The following is a 16704-nucleotide window of genomic DNA, read 5'->3' as shown; positions in this document are numbered from 1 at the left end:
TCTACCGATCTATTAATTTGCAAAAATAAAGTTTTTTTGCCAATTGATTTTTTTTTATGATTATTTAACGTAATTTTAGTCTGCAGCGTATCCGAGAATCGCAAAAACACTTAATAAAAGACTCATTCTTATCTTTTTTTCCGCTTCTTTGGTATAAGCTTCTTCGTTTTTGCTAGGGACATACAGTTCGTAAAAGTTTTTATTCCTGATGACAAAGAGAGTGGAACCCAGAATCATCGTTAAAATATCTTCCGGCTTTGGCGCAAAAGTGAATACTCCTGAAGCAACTCCCTTCTTGATGACCTCCTCAAGTTTTTTTACAAACAACTGGTAAAAATCGAGCAACTCATCTTTGAGATTATCCGTATGCCGGAGTTCCTGGGTAACAAAACCATGGAAATAATTGTATTTGAACAGCTGGGAAATAATATATTTTATGATCTCCCTCATCTGCATTTCCGGCTTTCCGTCTTTAATGGTATCTGCAAACTCTGAAAACGTCTCCCTCGTTTTTAATACCCTATACTGATAGAGATAGGACATCATTTTTTCTTTTGATCCGAAATAGTACGAAATCATCGCAACATTGATATTCGCCTTGGAACAGATGTCTCTTACGGAGGTCCCATCATAGCCTTTTTTGGCAATTAACTCCTCTGCAATATCTAAAATATAAATCTGTTTTTCAGTAAATTTTTTTCTCATGAAATGCGGTAATTTTAGTAAAGTTATGACTTTTTAACATAACTATAAACTTCTGTCTTGTTTAATTTTAAATTAACAAAAAGCATACTAAGTATTGGTGACAATTAAATAAAATATAAATATCTACCATTCATTAAATGGATTATAATAAACAAATCCCTTTAAATTCATACGATTAAATCATTTTAAAACTTTCCATCTAAATTTATAGTATTTTTGAATATGGTTTTTTTTGATTTCCACCATCATCATAAAAATATTTCTCATGGAATTTATAATCTGGAGTTGGAAAAGGATGCTCCGGACATTCCCTATTCTGCAGGCCTTCACCCTCAGGATATTTTGACTGAGTCAATTGAAAAGCAGTTTCAATGGCTGTATTCCACGGCTATGAAGGAAAGTTGTTTTGCTATCGGGGAATGCGGCTTAGACGGATTAATCTCTTTGGATAACAAAATTCAGGAAGAGGTTTTCCTCAGGCAGATAGAATTTTCCAACGAGATAAAGAAACCCCTTATCATCCACTGTGTCCGGAGGTATTATGAAGTAATTTCCTTCAGGAAAAAAGCACAGCAGGCTATGGTGATCCATGGTTTTAATAAGAAGCAAACGATCGCAGAGGATTTGCTGAAAAATAATTTTTATTTAAGTTTTGGAAAAGCTGTTTTGTATAATTTATCTTTGCAAAATACTTTAAAAATTGTTCCTTTAGATAAAATCTTCTTAGAAACTGACAACCAGGAATTTGACATTCAGGAGTTGTATCAAAAAGTTGCGGAGATAAAGGGAATTTCTATAGAGAAACTTGATTTACACATTGTAGAAAATTTAGAAACGATAAGAAATGGATAAATTTTGGCTGGAAAGGACAGAGCTGCTTATTAAGGAAGAGGGAATTGATAAATTAAATAAAGCCTCAGTTCTTGTGGTAGGCCTGGGGGGAGTAGGTTCTTTTGCAGCAGAATTTCTGGCCAGGGCCGGTGTAGGAAATATGACGATCGTAGATGGTGACACGGTAGACATCACAAATATCAACCGCCAGCTTCCCGCCCTACACTCTACCATTGGAAAACACAAAGTAGAAGTAGTTGCCGAAAGGCTGCTGGATATCAATCCCCTGCTTCATCTTGTAAAAATAAATGAGTTTCTTAATCCGGAAAGAATGGATGAAGTACTGGATTCCGGCAAGTTTGATTATATTTTGGACTGTATAGACAGTGTGACTCCCAAGCTGTGCCTGATTAAAGCTGCCCGAAAAAGAAAAATAAAACTGGTAAGCTCAATGGGAGCCGGGGGAAAAACCGATCCAAGTAAAGTTATGGTAAGAGATATCAGCAAAACCCAAAACTGCTTTCTGGCCAAGCAGGTAAGAAAAAGACTTAAAAAGGAGAAAATCCATAAAGGCTTCCGATGTGTATTTTCCAATGAACTGCAAAAAGAAGAGAGCCTGAAAATGACCGACGGAAGCAATTTTAAGAAGTCTTTCTATGGCACCATCAGCTTTATTCCGGCTATTTTCGGTCTGTATGCCGCTGCAGAAGTAATTAATTATCTCGTGAAAAAAGACTAAATGCATACATCAGGATATTCCCGGAAGGAAAAACTAAAAAAGACTCATGAAATTTCTTTACTTTTTGAAAAAGGGAAATGGAAGACTTGTGGGAATCTAAGGATGATCATTTTAAAAAATACGGAAGATCTTTCTTTGGAGAACACAAAGTTGGGTGTGTCGGTATCAAAAAGATATTTTAAAAAAGCAGTTCACAGAAACCGGATCAAAAGACTGTTGAGAGAATCCTACCGCCACCATAAGGATTTATTTGCACAAACCTTTGGCGAAAATGTAATCGCTATGATCTTTTGGGTATCTCCGGAATTACCGGCAAGTTTTCAAGAGGTGGAAAGCCAATTCATTAAGCTTTGTTCTTTCGTTAAAAAAAAGTGATTTTTCATACAGTTTTCGTAACTTACGGAAAACATTCAATTTGAAATAAAATGTTAGATCAAATTCCCTATTTCACCTATATTTTAGGTGCATTCATTGGCATTGGCTTAGCCGCAGCAACAGGATTCCGGGTATTCCTTCCTATGTTTGCCGTAAGCCTGGCTTCTTATTTCAACTGGATCCCTATGAATGACCAGTTTGAATGGCTGTCCAGCCTTCCCACTCTTATTACCACGGGCATAGCCACGGTGGTGGAAATTCTTGCTTATTACATTCCTTATGTGGATCATTTACTGGATACCCTTTCGGTTCCTTTGGCTACTGTGGCGGGATCTGTTTTGTTTGCGAGCCAGTTTGCCGATCTTGGAAGTTTTCCCCAATGGGCCCTGGCACTTATCGCAGGCGGAGGGACAGCTGCGACCATAAGCTCGGGATTTGCCGGGCTGAGGGCTGCATCCACTGCAACTACCGGAGGATTAGGAAATTCCGTAGTGGGAACCACGGAGACTGCAGGAGCGGGAATAATGTCTATTTTAGCAATGGTACTTCCGGTTTTAGCTGCTATTTTTGCTGTCGTCCTCATTGTCCTGGTATGGATTTACGGAAGAAAAGTCTGGCGAAAATTAAGAGCTAACAGTAAGGAGAATGTGTAATAAAAAATGGACAAGAAAATTCCTGTCCATTTATTTATTTTTATCGGGATTTTCTGTATTATCTGAATACTCCTAGTCCTTACTACCCCCTCGTATTGATTTGATTTCCTGAATTTTATCTTCAAAATAATCTCTTCTTTCGGGATGCTTATTAGCCAGTATTCTGAAGGCATTGGTCGCCTTGGTATATAGTTTCTGCTCAAGATAAAGATTAGCCAGCGTTTCAGTCATCAGATGTGAGATATCATCTGTTTTTTCCCTTACCACGTACGTATTTTCCTCTTTCAGCTGAGTAATCTTCGGGTTATTTTCAATGAATGAGTCGATAACTTTGCTTTTATTTTTAGCCTTTTCTTTTTCTATTTCTTCCGAACGATCAATTTTCAGCCAACTTTGCCATGTATTGATAAATCCGGGAACATTACTTTTTTCGGGAGCGGGTGATTCAACATTTTCTTTCGGTGATTTCTCCTCTACTTTCTCTTCTTCTTTATTAATTCTTAAGTTGGATATATCAGAGCTAAAGAAAGAAACGTTCATTACCGGAGCTTCGGCATCTTCATCCTTGATTGTCTCTTCTTCCGGTTCCTGATTTTCTTTTGCTACTTCTACTGTTTCCGGTCTTTCGTTACTGATAGCTTCCGGTTCTTTTTTCTGATCATCAGAAAGCAATACGGGCTCTTCCGGCTTGGGAGTATTGATTTCTGCTTCTTTTTTATGGATTAAAGAATCCGGTAAATGGGATTCCACTGCCATTGGTTTCCAGGCTGATCTTACTTCCTGTATTTGAGATGGATTTTCTTCTTTTTTATGGTCTGCTTGCGGAACCTCATCGTTTACTTTTTCTTCATGATTATTACTCACTTCTTCAGTTAGAGGTTTTTCAACCGGTTCTTCTGTTTCTACATGAAAACTCTGAGTCTCGGCAAAACTGATCTGATAATTATCCGTCTCCGTCTCTTTTTCGTCTTTCTTTTCAGGGGCTGAGTCTTTGCTTAGCTTCATCTTTTTTTCCACCTCTTCAATAAGCCTTCTCATTTCTTCTTCGTGCTTATTTACCGTGGTTTGAGGAGTTTCAGCTTTTATCGGTTCCTCATTATTGGCAGGCTGAATTGTAACCTCGGGTAAGAAAGAATCTGTTCCATGAAAACTCAGTTCGGAACTGTCGCTCACTTCTTCTTTTACTTCTTCTGTGGAGATTTTATCTTCATTGATAATTACTTCAGGAGTTATTGCTTCTTCCGGCGTATCAGAAGCTATTTCTTTCTGATTATCAATTAATTTACTACTTTCAACTCTTAAATTTTCCTGCTTTTGAGTAACGATCACTCCGGATTCCACAGTAGATTCCAGATCAATTGTCTCAGGATTCTCTTCGTTTAAAAAGTTTTCTTCTCCTTCAAATAAAATTCTGTTCCTTTCTCCATTTACCATTATCAGTTTATTGGTGGCAGCCAGTGTGGGTAAAGGGGCCGGTTCTTTTTCTTCCTGCTTTTGTTCTTCTTTAGAAGAGATAATTTCTTCTGTCTGTACGGCAGCAGTTTCAATTTCCGGTTCTTCGTGCGTCTCTTCCGTCTTTTTAGGTTTCTGAATTTCAGGGAGTTTACCATTGATAAGCTGATAAAGAATCTTTTTATCGGTGGTATAAGCAGCGGTTACTGAAAGCTCTTTCTGATAATTTTCCTGATCAAATAAATGAACACCGTACAGGTGGAGTGCCCGGATGTTTTGAATATATGGGAATGAATCTATCTCTCCTTTCAAAAGCTGAATGTCTTCTGACTGGATATTTTTCGGGTCCTTTAATAATTCTAAAACTCTGGAATTCATCTTACCAATTTGCTACAATATCGTTAAATATCTTATTAATAATCCTTTCATTTACAATTCTCACCTGGGAATTTTCAATATCACTCTGGGATAAGCTGCTGTTAAAAACCGCTTCATCGGAATAGGTTCTGTCAAAACTCAAATCCGGATGGAGTTTATTTTCGTAATGAACTTTTACCGTAATGGTAAGTTTATTCTGAGACTCCTGTATGGTTCCTCCGGTACTGGTAGTTGTGGTCGTAGAACTGATGGTCGTAGGAGTAATGGAGTAATCCGTAATTTCACCTTCAATCAGAATATCGGGATTCTCTTTGGTTCCTTTTAAGGTAGTCCGTTGTAAGAATCTATTTTGAATATCCGTAGAAAACTGCTGGGAGAGAGAGGGGTTCACCAAAGCTGCATTGTTCGGAAACTCATTGATCTGAACAGTTTTCTCATCTTTCAGGGATGATCCTGTAAAGCTGTAGCATGATTTCAAAATGCTTAAAGAGAGAAATAGAACGGCTAACCACCCTAATCTCCTACTATATTCTTTTTTAATATTCATCTTTTTCTTTTAATCCGATTTCTTTGATCTCATCATATTCAATTTGGCGGATAGCATCCTCCAAAGCAACATAATAAGTAGTATAATAATAAGGCATGGTAAGCAAAACACCAATCCCGCATGCAAGGATTCCAAGCTGGGATAGAAAGCTCACCACAATTGAGAATAAAAATATTAATAATAAGTTGTTTTTCGTCATGATTTTAGACATATTCCAGCCGGTCTTAATATCTTTCACCTTCTTGAGGGAAATAAGCCCGGGTATATAAAATCCTTTCAATGCAAAGTAAAATACAGCAAAGATCAAGGCTAAAATATAAAGAAATGTCAACATTATTATCAATACTGAAGCTGTTCCGGTTACTTCTCCTGCATCTCCAAAGAGCCCTACTACAGGGATAAGAATAATAAACGGAATATATATGGCAAATATTCCTGCCATAATAATCAGCTGCAAAATAAAATAGGGTACAAAATCATCAAAATTAAAAATGTCTCCTGCATTTGCGGTTTCTCCTCTATCTACTCTTCTGCAGAATTTATAAAAATTTCCCATTGCTAAAAATCCGCAAAAGGGAATAATGGACATAATTATACAAAAAAAATAAGCCAATAAAAAGTTTCCGTAATCTTTCTTTATGAGCTCAAATCCTTTATTGAGATAATCATTAAATTTAAATTCTATTGGTTTTACCACTTTTATATCGGTTTATTTGAGTTTTCAGTTTTAGCTTTCCAGGTTATATTGTTTTATTTTTCTGTATAAAGTTCTCTGTGAGATTCCCAATTCTTCAGCTGCTTTATTCCTACGCCCCTTGTGCTTCTCCAGTGCCTTGACAATCAGATCTTTTTCGTTGTTCTGAAGAGAAAGTGATTCTGGCTTATCTTCTTCAATTTCAACATCTTCTATGTCTTCATAGCTGTCCTCCGGATTGGAAATGATCGTAGGATTCTGAACAGCAGGGTGACCTGTATTTTCAAAATACAATAGCGACCCTGTATTGGAAGATTGTGTAGCTGTAGTTTCCGGTGTGTATATTCTGTTAATCAGGCTCTTTTCATGATTGCTTAAATCGGAAGCCCCTCTGTTTTTTATAAGTTCTGATGTTAATGATTTCAGATCATTAATATCACTTCGCATATCAAAGAGGATTTTGTACATGATCTCCCTTTCACTGGCAAAGTCATTCTGCTTCGGTGTATTAGGTGTATTTACCACCATAGGAAGGTTGGATTCCATGGGGATGTATTCCGCAAGTTTTTCTACGGTTACGTTTCTTTCTCTTTCCACCACTGTCATTTGCTCTACCAGGTTTCTGAGCTGACGTACATTTCCCGGAAAACTGTAACTTTCTATATAGTGAACGGCACTGGGTTCCAACTCCAGTTCAGGCATACGGTACTTCTCTGCAAAATCTATAGCAAACTTCCTGAATAGCAAATGGATATCTCCTTTTCTTTCCCGTAAGGGCGGCATATCAATTTGCACCGTATTAAGACGGTAATAAAGGTCTTCACGGAATCTTCCGTCCTGGATCGCTTTCATCATATTGACATTCGTAGCTGCTACAATCCTTACATTGGTTTTCTGAACCTGGGAAGATCCCACTTTCATAAATTCACCGCTTTCCAACACTCTTAAAAGACGAACCTGGGTTTGCAGAGGCAGTTCTCCTACCTCATCCAAAAAAATCGTTCCTCCGTCTGCCACTTCGAAATATCCTTTACGGGTAGCAGTAGCTCCCGTAAAAGCTCCTTTCTCATGTCCGAATAATTCCGAATCAATGGTTCCTTCCGGAATAGCTCCACAGTTAACTACAATATAAGGCTGATGTTTTCTTCTGGATTCCGAATGAATGATCTTGGGAATAAATTCTTTTCCCACTCCACTTTCTCCGATGACCAGAACGGATATATCCGTAGGCGCTACCTGAATGGCTTTTTCCAAAGCGCGGTTTAAAGCAGGATAGTTTCCGATTATTCCAAAGCGGGTTTTTATATTTTGAAGTTCTGACATGTTCAATAAGATTTAATAATATTATTTGAGAGCAATCTTAATTAATGACTGTCTCTCCCAAAAGTGTACCCTGTGTATTATCGAAGACAAAAACATCCACAATGTCACCAATCTTCTGCCCCTCTAATTTATCAAATACACAAACTGCATTTTGGGAATTTCTTCCTTTCCATTGATTTTCATTCTTTTTGGATATCCCTTCTATTAAAATCTGATGTACTTTTCCGGTATAGGATTTCATCCTTTTTCTTGAGAGTTCTCCCTGTAAGGCAATCACTTCTGCCAAACGTCTTTGTTTAACATCTGCAGGAATATTATCTTCCATTTTTTTGTGGGCAGGCGTTCCGGGTCTTTCCGAGTAGGCGAACATATATCCATAATCATACTCCACCTCTTTCATTAAGCTTAAGGTATCCTGGTGATCTTCCTCGGTTTCATTACAGAAACCTACGATCATGTCCTGTGAAAAAGCAATATCGGGAACAATTTCCTTTGCTTTATGAATTAAGTCGAGATATTCTTCTCTTGTATGCTGTCTGTTCATAGCGGCCAGCATATTATTGCTTCCACTCTGAACGGGAAGATGCACATATTTACAGATGTTATCATGCCGGGCCATCACTTTGAAGACTTCCAGGCTCATATCCTGAGGGTTAGATGTAGAGAATCTTATTCTCATTTGGGGAACGGCATTCGCTACCAAATGGAGCAATTGTGCAAAATTTACAGCGGTAGCCTTCTGCATTTCCGATGCTTTATCAAAATCTTTTTTAGGACCTCCTCCATACCATAAATAAGAGTCTACATTCTGCCCCAGCAAAGTAATTTCTTTATACCCGTTATTCCAAAGCTCCTGGCATTCCTGTATAATGGAATGGGGATCCCGGCTTCTTTCCCTCCCTCTTGTAAAGGGTACTACACAGAAGGTACACATATTATCACAACCTCTGGTAATGGTAACAAAAGCTGTAACTCCGTTTCCGCCCAAACGTACAGGATTAATATCTGCATAGGTCTCCTCTTTGGAAAGAATTACGTTAATGGCATCTCTTCCGTCTTCGGTTTCTTTCAGAAGGTTAGGTAAATCCCTGTAAGCATCCGGTCCTACCACTAAATCTACTAAATGTTCTTCTTCCAGGAATTTGGTTTTCAGCCTTTCAGCCATGCATCCTAATACCCCCACTGTGATATTGGGTTTTTCCTTTTTAAGATTTTTAAACTGGGAAAGGCGCATTCTTACAGTCTGCTCAGCTTTCTCACGGATGGAGCAGGTATTTAAAAGGATAAGATCGGCCTCTTCTGCTTTCATAGTTGTATTGTAACCCTGTTCATTAAGAATAGAGGCAACAATCTCGGAGTCAGAGAAATTCATCTGACATCCGTAGCTTTCCAAAAACAGTTTTTTGGAATTTTCCGTTCTCTCAGCAATAGCAAAAGCTTCTCCTTGTTTGGTTTCGTCTATATATTTTTCTTGCACTTTCGTAATGATATTAGTCGTTATGAACAGATTAAACTGATCCTGAAAAAATGATCAGTGTGCAAAGATACAAAATATTGTGACAGAATGGCAGAAATTATCTTTCGTAAAATTTCACAGAAAAACTTACGGGAAAGGCTATTCGTTCTTTGATCGGAATATTGGAATATAAAGCGGGTTTCCAGACTTTTTTGAGTCTTGCCAACGCTCTCATAAAATCTTTATTAAAATCCCGGTCATAAATCGTGGGATATATTCTGGGATTCACAATCTTTCCGGATTCATTAATATAAAATTCGAGATTTACATTTCCATTGATATGGTAATCAGAGAAAAGAGCCATAAAATTATCGTGAAATTCTCTTTCAAATACTTTGGGCCCACCGGGATATTCTGCATGAATAATAAAGTTATCAGCATTATAGCCTATCCGGTAATTTTTCATTAAATGATTAGGATAAATAATAAACTCTGTAATAGCTCCTATTTTTCCACCTTTTACTTCTGCAGGCTTCCAGTGTTTAAGATTTTTAAGCAGTTCTTTGGACAGACCGTAGGCGCATTTATTTTTTGCAATATTTGCTGTATCACTGTCTTTTATAAATTGAACAGCGGCTTCTTTGGTTATTACAATTCTGGGCTGGTATATTTCTTTTGCGTCACATTCCGGAAATTTGTTTCCCATCAGAAAGTCATGGGCTTCTTTATAGAAGTTCACCATTCCACCCTCATAAAAATCCTGATCATGGGGAAACTCATCTAAAACCTGTGCTTTAAAGAAGGTCAGTATACAAATAAAAAATAAGATGAGAGGTTTGTTATAATTCATCATGTGTATTTTACAGTGTTTTTTGCTTGAAAGTCATTCGCTGCAAATGTAGGTGATAAAAAAAGAAACCCCACTTAAAAGTGAAGTTTCTTATATTAATTTTTATTATTACAATACCTCGATCTGATTTCTCAACAGATCTTCAAACTCATCTCTCTTACGGATCAGATGAGCTTTTCCATCCATAAATAAAATTTCCGCAGGCTTTAATCTTGAATTAAAGTTGGAACTCATTTCAAACCCGTAGGCTCCCGCATTATGGAAAGCAAGGATATCACCTTCTCTTACTTCATGAAGTTTTCTGTCCCATGCGAAAGTATCCGTTTCACAGATGTTTCCTACGACTGTATAAATTCTTTCTGCTCCTTTAGGATTGGAAAGGTTTTCGATAACATGGTAAGAATCATAAAACATAGGACGGATCAGGTGGTTAAATCCTGAATTCACTCCCACAAACACCGTAGCAGTAGTTTGCTTGATAACGTTGGCTTTTACTAAAAGGTATCCGCTTTTTCCTACTAAAAATTTACCCGGTTCGAACCAAAGCTCGAATTTTCTGCCGGTAGATTTAGAATAATCGGATATTACTTTTTCCACTTTTTTTCCTAACGTAGCAACATCCGTTTCCTCTTCGCTATCCTGGTAAGGAATTTTAAAACCGCTTCCCATGTCCAGATATTTAAGGTTAGGAAAATGTTCTGCAAGGTCCAGCATAATATCCAATGCCTGGAGGAATACTTCCGGATCTTTGATTTCGCTACCCGTATGCATATGCAGTCCTTCCACATTCAGGTTGGTGCTTTTCATAATTCTTTCGATATGACGAAGCTGGTGAATGGAAATACCGAATTTACTATCAATATGTCCTGTTGAAATTTTATAGTTTCCGCCTGCAAAAATATGCGGATTGATTCTTACAAAAATAGGATAAGAGTCTCCATACTTATTTCCAAACTGTTCGAGAATAGAAATATTATCAATATTAATATGTACTTCAAACTTCATAGCCTGCTCTATTTCTTCCAGGTCTACACAGTTGGGAGTAAATAAGATCTTATCTTTAGGAAATCCGGCCTTCAGCCCAAGTTTTACTTCATGAATAGATACACAATCCAGAGAAGCCCCCAGGTTCTTTATATACTTTAAGATATTAATATTCGTTAAAGCCTTTGCAGCATAAAAGAACTTTGTGTGTTTTAAAAAAGAAGATGTAAGTTTTTCATATTGTGTTTTAATAGATTCAGCATCATAAACATACACCGGCGTGCCATATTCATTGGCAATTTTTAGCAAATCTTTTGAATTCATAATTAATTAAGTAAAACTTCTTTTTTTATTAAGAGTACAAATGTAAGGAATCAAAACTTTATTTTGGTAATGGTAGTGTCTCAAAATCACCACGAAGCAGAGCTAATTGCAATTCATTATTTAAATCCACGGACTGTAGGGGCAAATCAATTTTAAGTTTTGAAATTTTACTCATAGTCTGAATCTGGGTAAAAAGCTCATAAAAACCATAAGCTCCCACTTTCCCGTTTTCTATAAGAATGAATAGTTTTTCACCCAGCTTCCTGCCTGTTCCCAGCAAGAGCTCATTTTTTTTGGTAAGCTCTATTTTTTTTCTGAAAACCTCAGCATCTTTGAATTCATCCTGCTTAGTAATAAACTGTACTGCTTTTACTCCCTGTGTAAAAGACCTGAACTTAAGAATTGGCTTTTCCTGTTTATTAAGCTTATTTTTTTCAACAAGATATTTGTTATTCCTAAAATACAGTCCGAATGGCAGCACTTCCCTCTTTTTTATATTGCGGGAATTCATAACGAGCTTGGCAATGATATCCGTACCGGTAAGTTCATAATTGATCTGCTCAACCTCCCTCTGTATTTCCTCCCATTTTTTAGATTTGGAATTAAATACTTTTTTGGAGAATTTATTAACATCCTGAACATGATCTGAAAAAATTATTTTCCCCGCTTCATTCTGAAAATAAACAAATCCTTTTTCATTAGGAAGATCCTGGGTTAATTCTTTGATCTTATTGATATACGTTTTAGCATTGCTCTCTTCATGCTGTTTCTGAATGATTTCATTTTTCGTATCTTTGGATATCAGCAATCTGAATAGTTCTAAAGTTGCCCTCGCATCTCCCTCCGCTCTGTGATGGTTAGTAAGAGGAATACCCAGAGATTTCACTAATTTCCCTAAAGAATAGCTTACCTCATCCGGCACCAGTTTTTTAGCTAAAGGAATCGTATCTAATGTATTGATTTTGAAATCATAACCAAGCCTTTTAAAAGACTGGCGAAGCATCCGGTAATCAAAGTCTATATTATGGCCTACTAATGTGGTATTGGCTGTAATTTCAATTACTCTTTTGGCAATTTCATGAAATTTCGGAGCTGTCTTAACCATTTTAGGGGTTATATTCGTCAGCTTCTGCACAAAGGGAGTAATATCACTTTCCGGGTTCACTAAAGAAATAAACTGATCAATAATCTTCTGACCATCATATCGGTAGATGGCTATATCAATAATGCTTTCTTTTCTAAATCCTGCACCATTACTTTCTATATCTATTATCGAATACATTTAAATCTTTGTGTATGCTAAAATACTAAATTTTATGTTAAAAATATCTTCTGAAACCTCAGAATAATCCATGTTTTAAGAAATCCTGCTTATCTTTTTCTACCTCCCAATCCGAACATTCCCAAAATAGCTTTGGCCCCTTCCCTCATTAATGTATTGGTAAATGTTTTTCCTGCTTTGCTTTGTAAGACCTGTTCAAACATACCGGGTTCTTCTTTTACCGTTCTCGTTTTCTGGGTAGGAGCAGCGGTCTGCACGGCCTGTTCCATTCTGCTCACCAGGATTTCATAGGCAGATTCCCTGTCAATTTCCTGCTCATATTTGGCAACCAGAGCGGATTTTCCCGTCAGTTCATTTACTTCGGTCTCGTTTAAAACATCCATTCGGGATTCAGGAGATATAAGGTAAGTATGAACCAAAGGTGTTGGAATTCCTTTTTCATCTAATGCCGTTACAAAGGCTTCCCCTATTCCCAAACTTTGAATAAGTGTTGAAGCATTATAAAATTCCGTGGTAGGATAATTTTCCACCGCTTTGGAAATTTCTTTTTTATCTTTTGCCGTAAAACCTCTTAAAGCATGCTGAACCTTAAGCCCCAGCTGTGAAAGAACACTTTCAGGGACATCTCCCGGAATCTGGGTGATAAAATAAATTCCCACTCCTTTGGAACGGATCAGCTTGACCATCGTTTCAATCTGAGAAACTAAAGCTTTGGAAGATTCATCAAAAATCAAATGCGCTTCATCTATAAATAAAACAAGTTTCGGTTTCCCACTATCCCCTTCTTCAGGGAACGTCATGTAAATTTCTGCAAAAAGAGAAAGCATGAATGTTGAAAACAGCTGAGGCTTATTTTGAATATCCGCTACTCTCAGAATATTAACAACTCCTTTTCCGTCTCTGGCTTGAAGTAAATCCTGGACATCAAAGCTCAGTTCTCCAAAAAAGCTGGTCGCTCCCTGCTGTTCCAGTGCCACAATGGATCTTAAAATAGCTCCGAGGGATGAAGAAGCAATGGATCCGTAGTCGGCTGCCAGTTCAGCTTTTCCCTGTGGATTATCGGTTACATACTGTAATACTTTTTTAAGATCTTTAAGATCTATCAACGGTAATCCTTTATCATCACAATATTTAAAGACGATGGACATGATGCTTTGCTGGGTATCATTGAGTCCGAGAATTTTACTTAGCAAAACCGGACCGAATTCCGTAACCGTTGCTCTCAGCTTTACTCCTTTTTCTCCAGAAATGGTCATTAATTCTACCGGAAAAGCCTGTGGCTGGTAAGGAAGCTGTGTTTTCGCATATCTTTCCGATATCATGGTGCTCATTTCTCCCGGCTCTGCGATTCCAGAAAAGTCTCCTTTAATATCCAATACCAAAGAAGGAACTCCGGCATGGGAAAGCTGTTCGGCAAACACCTGTAAAGTTTTGGTTTTTCCTGTTCCTGTAGCTCCGGCAATAAGACCGTGCCTGTTAATGGTTTTTAGAGGGATCGTAACATTCACTTCGGGAACAACTTCTCCATCCAGCATCCCTTTACCTAATATAATATGCTCTCCCTTAGGAGTGTATCTTGCATTCAGTTCTTCAATAAATTGTGTTTTATTTTCCATTCGATTTTTTTAACTCATAAATATAAAATTTTTTGAAAAATATATATGCCTTTATCTGATAAGTTTCTTTCTTCTTTACATTTATTATTCAGATACTCATAATCTTTTATTTTGACATGATAAAAAACAGGCATCATCTCACCAGGTTTACAAATCGTATTTTTTAAAATTGACAATCAAATAGTTACACCATATTTCAATCCTGATATGAATTTAATAATTGATAACGGCTATGAGCTCCAATTTAAAAATCCGCAGTCTTTTTAGCCAATACTTTGTATCTTTATCTGAATTTTTAAAATAGATCCCAATGAAAATCGAACAGATATATACAGGTTGTCTGGCTCACGGAGCCTACTATATTGTATCAGAAAATGAAGCCGCTATAATTGATCCTTTAAGAGAGGTAAAGCCCTATCTGGATCGTTTGGAGAAGGATAATGTTACTTTAAAATATATTTTTGAAACTCATTTTCATGCGGATTTTGTTTCGGGTCATCTGGATTTAAGCAAAAAAACCGGAGCCAAAATTGTTTACGGTCCTACTGCTGTTCCTAATTTTGAAGCCACTATTGCTGAGGATAACCAGATCTTTGAGATCGGAAAAGTCAAAATAAAAGTTTTGCATACTCCAGGTCACACCATGGAAAGCAGCACTTTTCTTTTAATTGATGAAAACGGTAAAGAAACGGCTATGTTCACAGGAGACACTCTCTTTTTAGGAGATGTAGGCCGTCCTGATCTGGCGCAAAAAGCAACCAACCTGAGCAAGGAAGATCTTGCTGGTATTTTATATGAAAGCCTGCAGACTAAAATAATTCCTTTAGACGATAATATCACCATATATCCCGGACATGGTGCCGGATCTGCCTGTGGAAAAAACATGCAGAAAGAAACAGTAGATATTTTAGGTAATCAGAAAAAGACCAATTATGCGCTTAACCAGCCTGACAAAGATTCTTTTATAAGAGAAGTCCTGGACGGATTAACTGCTCCTCCAAAATATTTCGGAATGAATGCCGCCATGAATAAAGGAGGATATGAAAGTTTTGACTCCGTAATGAACAAAGGACTTCACCCTGTTTCAGTAGAGGAATTTGAAAAAATAGCAGGAGATTCGGAGGCTTTAATTCTGGATACGCGAAATGCCGCGGAATTTCATAAAGGATATATCCCTAATTCCATCAATATCGGTTTGAAAGGTGATTTTGCTCCTTGGGTAGGTGCGATGATTGTTGATGTAAAGCATCCTATATTGCTTGTTTCGGATGAAGGAACCGAAGAAGAGGTGATTACCCGATTGAGCAGGGTAGGTTTTGATAATGTGATAGGATATCTGAAAGGTGGTTTTGATGCCTGGAAAAAACTCAATAAGGAAACCGATGAGATTAAAAGAATTTCTCCGGCTGAATTTGCAGAGCAGTTTAGCGAGGAAGCAAAGATAATCGATGTTCGTAAGTTAACGGAATATTCAGCTGAGCATATTGATAATGCCTATAATAAACCATTGGATTTTATAAGCGACTGGATCAGTACCATTGATAATTCGGAACATTTTTTCCTTCATTGCGCAGGAGGTTACAGAAGTATGATTGCAGCAAGCATCCTTAATTCCCACGGGATAAGAAATTTCACCGAAGTGGAAGGCGGCTTCAACGGAATCAAAAAAACGGAGAAACTTCCTATTTCAGATTTTGTATGCCAGTCCAAGACCGTATAAGATGAGAAAAAACATTTGGGGAGTTATGATTATCACTTCTTTTATATTCGGCTCCTGTAGATCTGCAACTGCAGAAAACACAACAAGGACAGATATAAAAGAAATCGTTAATAATTCCGAAACGATATTGGTGGATGTAAGAATTCCGGAACAATATAAGGAAGGAACGGCTGATAATGCCGTTAATATACCTTTAGCGGAAATTGAAAACAATATTGATTTCTTAAAAAAACAAAAAAATGTGGTGGTATTCTGCAACAGAGGAATCCAGGCGGATAAAGCCATTGAAATATTAAAAAAGAACGGAGTAGAGCATGTATATGATGGAACTACATGGAAAAATGTAAAAGCCATTCAGCATACAAAGTCTTCTGATAACCCATAAAATAAGAGCTATGTCACAAAAATTTCAGGAACTCATTAACTCTGAAAGACCGGTGTTAATTGATTTTTTTGCCACCTGGTGCCAGCCCTGCAAAGTGCAGTCATCCGTATTGACCTCTGTAAAGGAAAATGTAGGAACTGCGGCAAGAATTATTAAGGTCGATGTGGATCAATATCCTGCCATCGCTTCCCAATATGGAGTCCGGGGCGTACCTACTCTCGCTATTTTCAAAAATGGCGAACTCCTATGGAAGGAAAGCGGTGTTCATGATGTTAACACATTAACCCAACTTTTAAAACAATATGAGTAAAATAAAAGGACCTGTATTATTTACAGGTCTTTCTTATTCATTTTATCATCTGCCTGGGAAAAGCTTAGTATCAAAGTATG

Annotated in this window: 17 protein-coding genes; 7 read left to right on the top strand and 10 right to left on the bottom strand. The window is 37.3% G+C overall.

Translation table 11 applies throughout. The features are described 5' to 3' along the window. Window positions 1-75: 75 nt before the first annotated feature. Window positions 76-705 (bottom strand): TetR/AcrR family transcriptional regulator, encoded by a 630-nt coding sequence (locus ABJ974_RS00685; RefSeq protein WP_292009841.1) that lies wholly within the window; start codon window positions 703-705, stop codon window positions 76-78. 222 nt (window positions 706-927) lie between these two features. Between ABJ974_RS00685 and ABJ974_RS00680 the strand changes: the two genes are divergently transcribed. The 4 genes from ABJ974_RS00680 to ABJ974_RS00665 are packed head-to-tail and all read left to right on the top strand — an operon-like array spanning window position 928 to window position 3303. Further along, window positions 928-1557, top strand: a complete 630-nt coding sequence (locus tag ABJ974_RS00680) for a TatD family hydrolase (protein ID WP_419869474.1) — start codon at window positions 928-930, stop codon at window positions 1555-1557. Next, window positions 1550-2275 (top strand): tRNA threonylcarbamoyladenosine dehydratase, encoded by a 726-nt coding sequence (locus ABJ974_RS00675; RefSeq protein WP_419869473.1) that lies wholly within the window; start codon window positions 1550-1552, stop codon window positions 2273-2275. Before ABJ974_RS00680 ends, ABJ974_RS00675 begins: the two co-directional genes overlap by 8 nt. Next, on the top strand, window positions 2276-2650 hold the full coding sequence (rnpA, locus tag ABJ974_RS00670) for a ribonuclease P protein component (RefSeq protein WP_419869472.1): 375 nt from the start codon (window positions 2276-2278) through the stop codon (window positions 2648-2650). Window positions 2651-2700: 50 nt separating this feature from the next. Beyond that, window positions 2701-3303, top strand: a complete 603-nt coding sequence (locus ABJ974_RS00665) for a DUF4126 domain-containing protein (protein ID WP_419869471.1) — start codon at window positions 2701-2703, stop codon at window positions 3301-3303. A gap of 72 nt (window positions 3304-3375) precedes the next feature. Here the strand turns inward: ABJ974_RS00665 and ABJ974_RS00660 are convergent, their stop codons facing one another. The 9 genes from ABJ974_RS00660 to ABJ974_RS00620 form a co-directional block, all read right to left on the bottom strand. After that, window positions 3376-5133, bottom strand: coding sequence for a hypothetical protein (locus ABJ974_RS00660; protein WP_419869470.1), 1758 nt, complete (start codon window positions 5131-5133; stop codon window positions 3376-3378). A 1-nt stretch (window position 5134) separates the two neighbouring features. Next, window positions 5135-5680: an LPS assembly lipoprotein LptE gene (lptE, locus tag ABJ974_RS00655; RefSeq protein ID WP_419869469.1), complete on the bottom strand. Its 546-nt coding sequence runs from the start codon at window positions 5678-5680 to the stop codon at window positions 5135-5137. Then, window positions 5670-6377: a DUF4013 domain-containing protein gene (locus ABJ974_RS00650; protein WP_419869468.1), complete on the bottom strand. Its 708-nt coding sequence runs from the start codon at window positions 6375-6377 to the stop codon at window positions 5670-5672. The genes lptE and ABJ974_RS00650 overlap by 11 nt, the downstream gene beginning before the upstream one ends. Before the next feature lie 30 nt (window positions 6378-6407). Then, window positions 6408-7697 (bottom strand): sigma-54 interaction domain-containing protein, encoded by a 1290-nt coding sequence (locus tag ABJ974_RS00645; protein WP_419869467.1) that lies wholly within the window; start codon window positions 7695-7697, stop codon window positions 6408-6410. Between the two features lie 37 nt (window positions 7698-7734). Continuing rightward, window positions 7735-9174: a tRNA (N6-isopentenyl adenosine(37)-C2)-methylthiotransferase MiaB gene (miaB, locus tag ABJ974_RS00640; RefSeq protein WP_419869466.1), complete on the bottom strand. Its 1440-nt coding sequence runs from the start codon at window positions 9172-9174 to the stop codon at window positions 7735-7737. 97 nt (window positions 9175-9271) lie between these two features. Further along, window positions 9272-10006, bottom strand: a complete 735-nt coding sequence (locus ABJ974_RS00635) for an energy transducer TonB (protein ID WP_419869465.1) — start codon at window positions 10004-10006, stop codon at window positions 9272-9274. 105 nt (window positions 10007-10111) lie between these two features. Then, window positions 10112-11311, bottom strand: coding sequence for a diaminopimelate decarboxylase (gene lysA / locus ABJ974_RS00630; RefSeq protein ID WP_419869464.1), 1200 nt, complete (start codon window positions 11309-11311; stop codon window positions 10112-10114). 58 nt (window positions 11312-11369) lie between these two features. Then, complete coding sequence (locus ABJ974_RS00625; RefSeq protein WP_419869463.1) at window positions 11370-12593, bottom strand: 3'-5' exonuclease; 1224 nt, start codon at window positions 12591-12593, stop codon at window positions 11370-11372. Window positions 12594-12682: 89 nt separating this feature from the next. Next, window positions 12683-14209: a helicase HerA-like domain-containing protein gene (locus ABJ974_RS00620; protein WP_419869462.1), complete on the bottom strand. Its 1527-nt coding sequence runs from the start codon at window positions 14207-14209 to the stop codon at window positions 12683-12685. Window positions 14210-14519: 310 nt separating this feature from the next. Between ABJ974_RS00620 and ABJ974_RS00615 the strand changes: the two genes are divergently transcribed. From ABJ974_RS00615 to ABJ974_RS00605, 3 genes are read left to right on the top strand one after another with little or no spacing between them, the layout of a single operon-like run. Beyond that, window positions 14520-15929, top strand: a complete 1410-nt coding sequence (locus ABJ974_RS00615; protein WP_419869461.1) for an MBL fold metallo-hydrolase — start codon at window positions 14520-14522, stop codon at window positions 15927-15929. A 1-nt stretch (window position 15930) separates the two neighbouring features. Further along, window positions 15931-16314, top strand: coding sequence for a rhodanese-like domain-containing protein (locus ABJ974_RS00610; RefSeq protein WP_419869460.1), 384 nt, complete (start codon window positions 15931-15933; stop codon window positions 16312-16314). Window positions 16315-16324: 10 nt separating this feature from the next. Continuing rightward, window positions 16325-16624: a thioredoxin family protein gene (locus ABJ974_RS00605; RefSeq protein ID WP_419869459.1), complete on the top strand. Its 300-nt coding sequence runs from the start codon at window positions 16325-16327 to the stop codon at window positions 16622-16624. Window positions 16625-16704 lie beyond the last annotated feature (80 nt).

It is taken from the genome of Chryseobacterium sp. CT-SW4, assembly GCF_048572715.1.
GTDB lineage: Bacteria > Bacteroidota > Bacteroidia > Flavobacteriales > Weeksellaceae > Chryseobacterium.
This window is presented reverse-complemented; position numbering and strand designations above follow the sequence as displayed.

Excerpts from the sequence above, each read along its gene's own strand:
- ABJ974_RS00685 (WP_292009841.1), bottom strand. The coding sequence starts at position 705 with ATGAGAAAAAAATTTACTGAAAAACAGATTTATATTTTAGATATTGCA.
- ABJ974_RS00680 (WP_419869474.1), top strand. The coding sequence starts at position 928 with ATGGTTTTTTTTGATTTCCACCATCATCATAAAAATATTTCTCATGGA.
- ABJ974_RS00675 (WP_419869473.1), top strand. The coding sequence starts at position 1,550 with ATGGATAAATTTTGGCTGGAAAGGACAGAGCTGCTTATTAAGGAAGAG.
- rnpA (WP_419869472.1), top strand. The coding sequence starts at position 2,276 with ATGCATACATCAGGATATTCCCGGAAGGAAAAACTAAAAAAGACTCAT.
- ABJ974_RS00665 (WP_419869471.1), top strand. The coding sequence starts at position 2,701 with ATGTTAGATCAAATTCCCTATTTCACCTATATTTTAGGTGCATTCATT.
- ABJ974_RS00660 (WP_419869470.1), bottom strand. The coding sequence starts at position 5,133 with ATGAATTCCAGAGTTTTAGAATTATTAAAGGACCCGAAAAATATCCAG.
- lptE (WP_419869469.1), bottom strand. The coding sequence starts at position 5,680 with ATGAATATTAAAAAAGAATATAGTAGGAGATTAGGGTGGTTAGCCGTT.
- ABJ974_RS00645 (WP_419869467.1), bottom strand. The coding sequence starts at position 7,697 with ATGTCAGAACTTCAAAATATAAAAACCCGCTTTGGAATAATCGGAAAC.
- ABJ974_RS00635 (WP_419869465.1), bottom strand. The coding sequence starts at position 10,006 with ATGATGAATTATAACAAACCTCTCATCTTATTTTTTATTTGTATACTG.
- lysA (WP_419869464.1), bottom strand. The coding sequence starts at position 11,311 with ATGAATTCAAAAGATTTGCTAAAAATTGCCAATGAATATGGCACGCCG.
- ABJ974_RS00625 (WP_419869463.1), bottom strand. The coding sequence starts at position 12,593 with ATGTATTCGATAATAGATATAGAAAGTAATGGTGCAGGATTTAGAAAA.
- ABJ974_RS00620 (WP_419869462.1), bottom strand. The coding sequence starts at position 14,209 with ATGGAAAATAAAACACAATTTATTGAAGAACTGAATGCAAGATACACT.
- ABJ974_RS00615 (WP_419869461.1), top strand. The coding sequence starts at position 14,520 with ATGAAAATCGAACAGATATATACAGGTTGTCTGGCTCACGGAGCCTAC.
- ABJ974_RS00610 (WP_419869460.1), top strand. The coding sequence starts at position 15,931 with ATGAGAAAAAACATTTGGGGAGTTATGATTATCACTTCTTTTATATTC.
- ABJ974_RS00605 (WP_419869459.1), top strand. The coding sequence starts at position 16,325 with ATGTCACAAAAATTTCAGGAACTCATTAACTCTGAAAGACCGGTGTTA.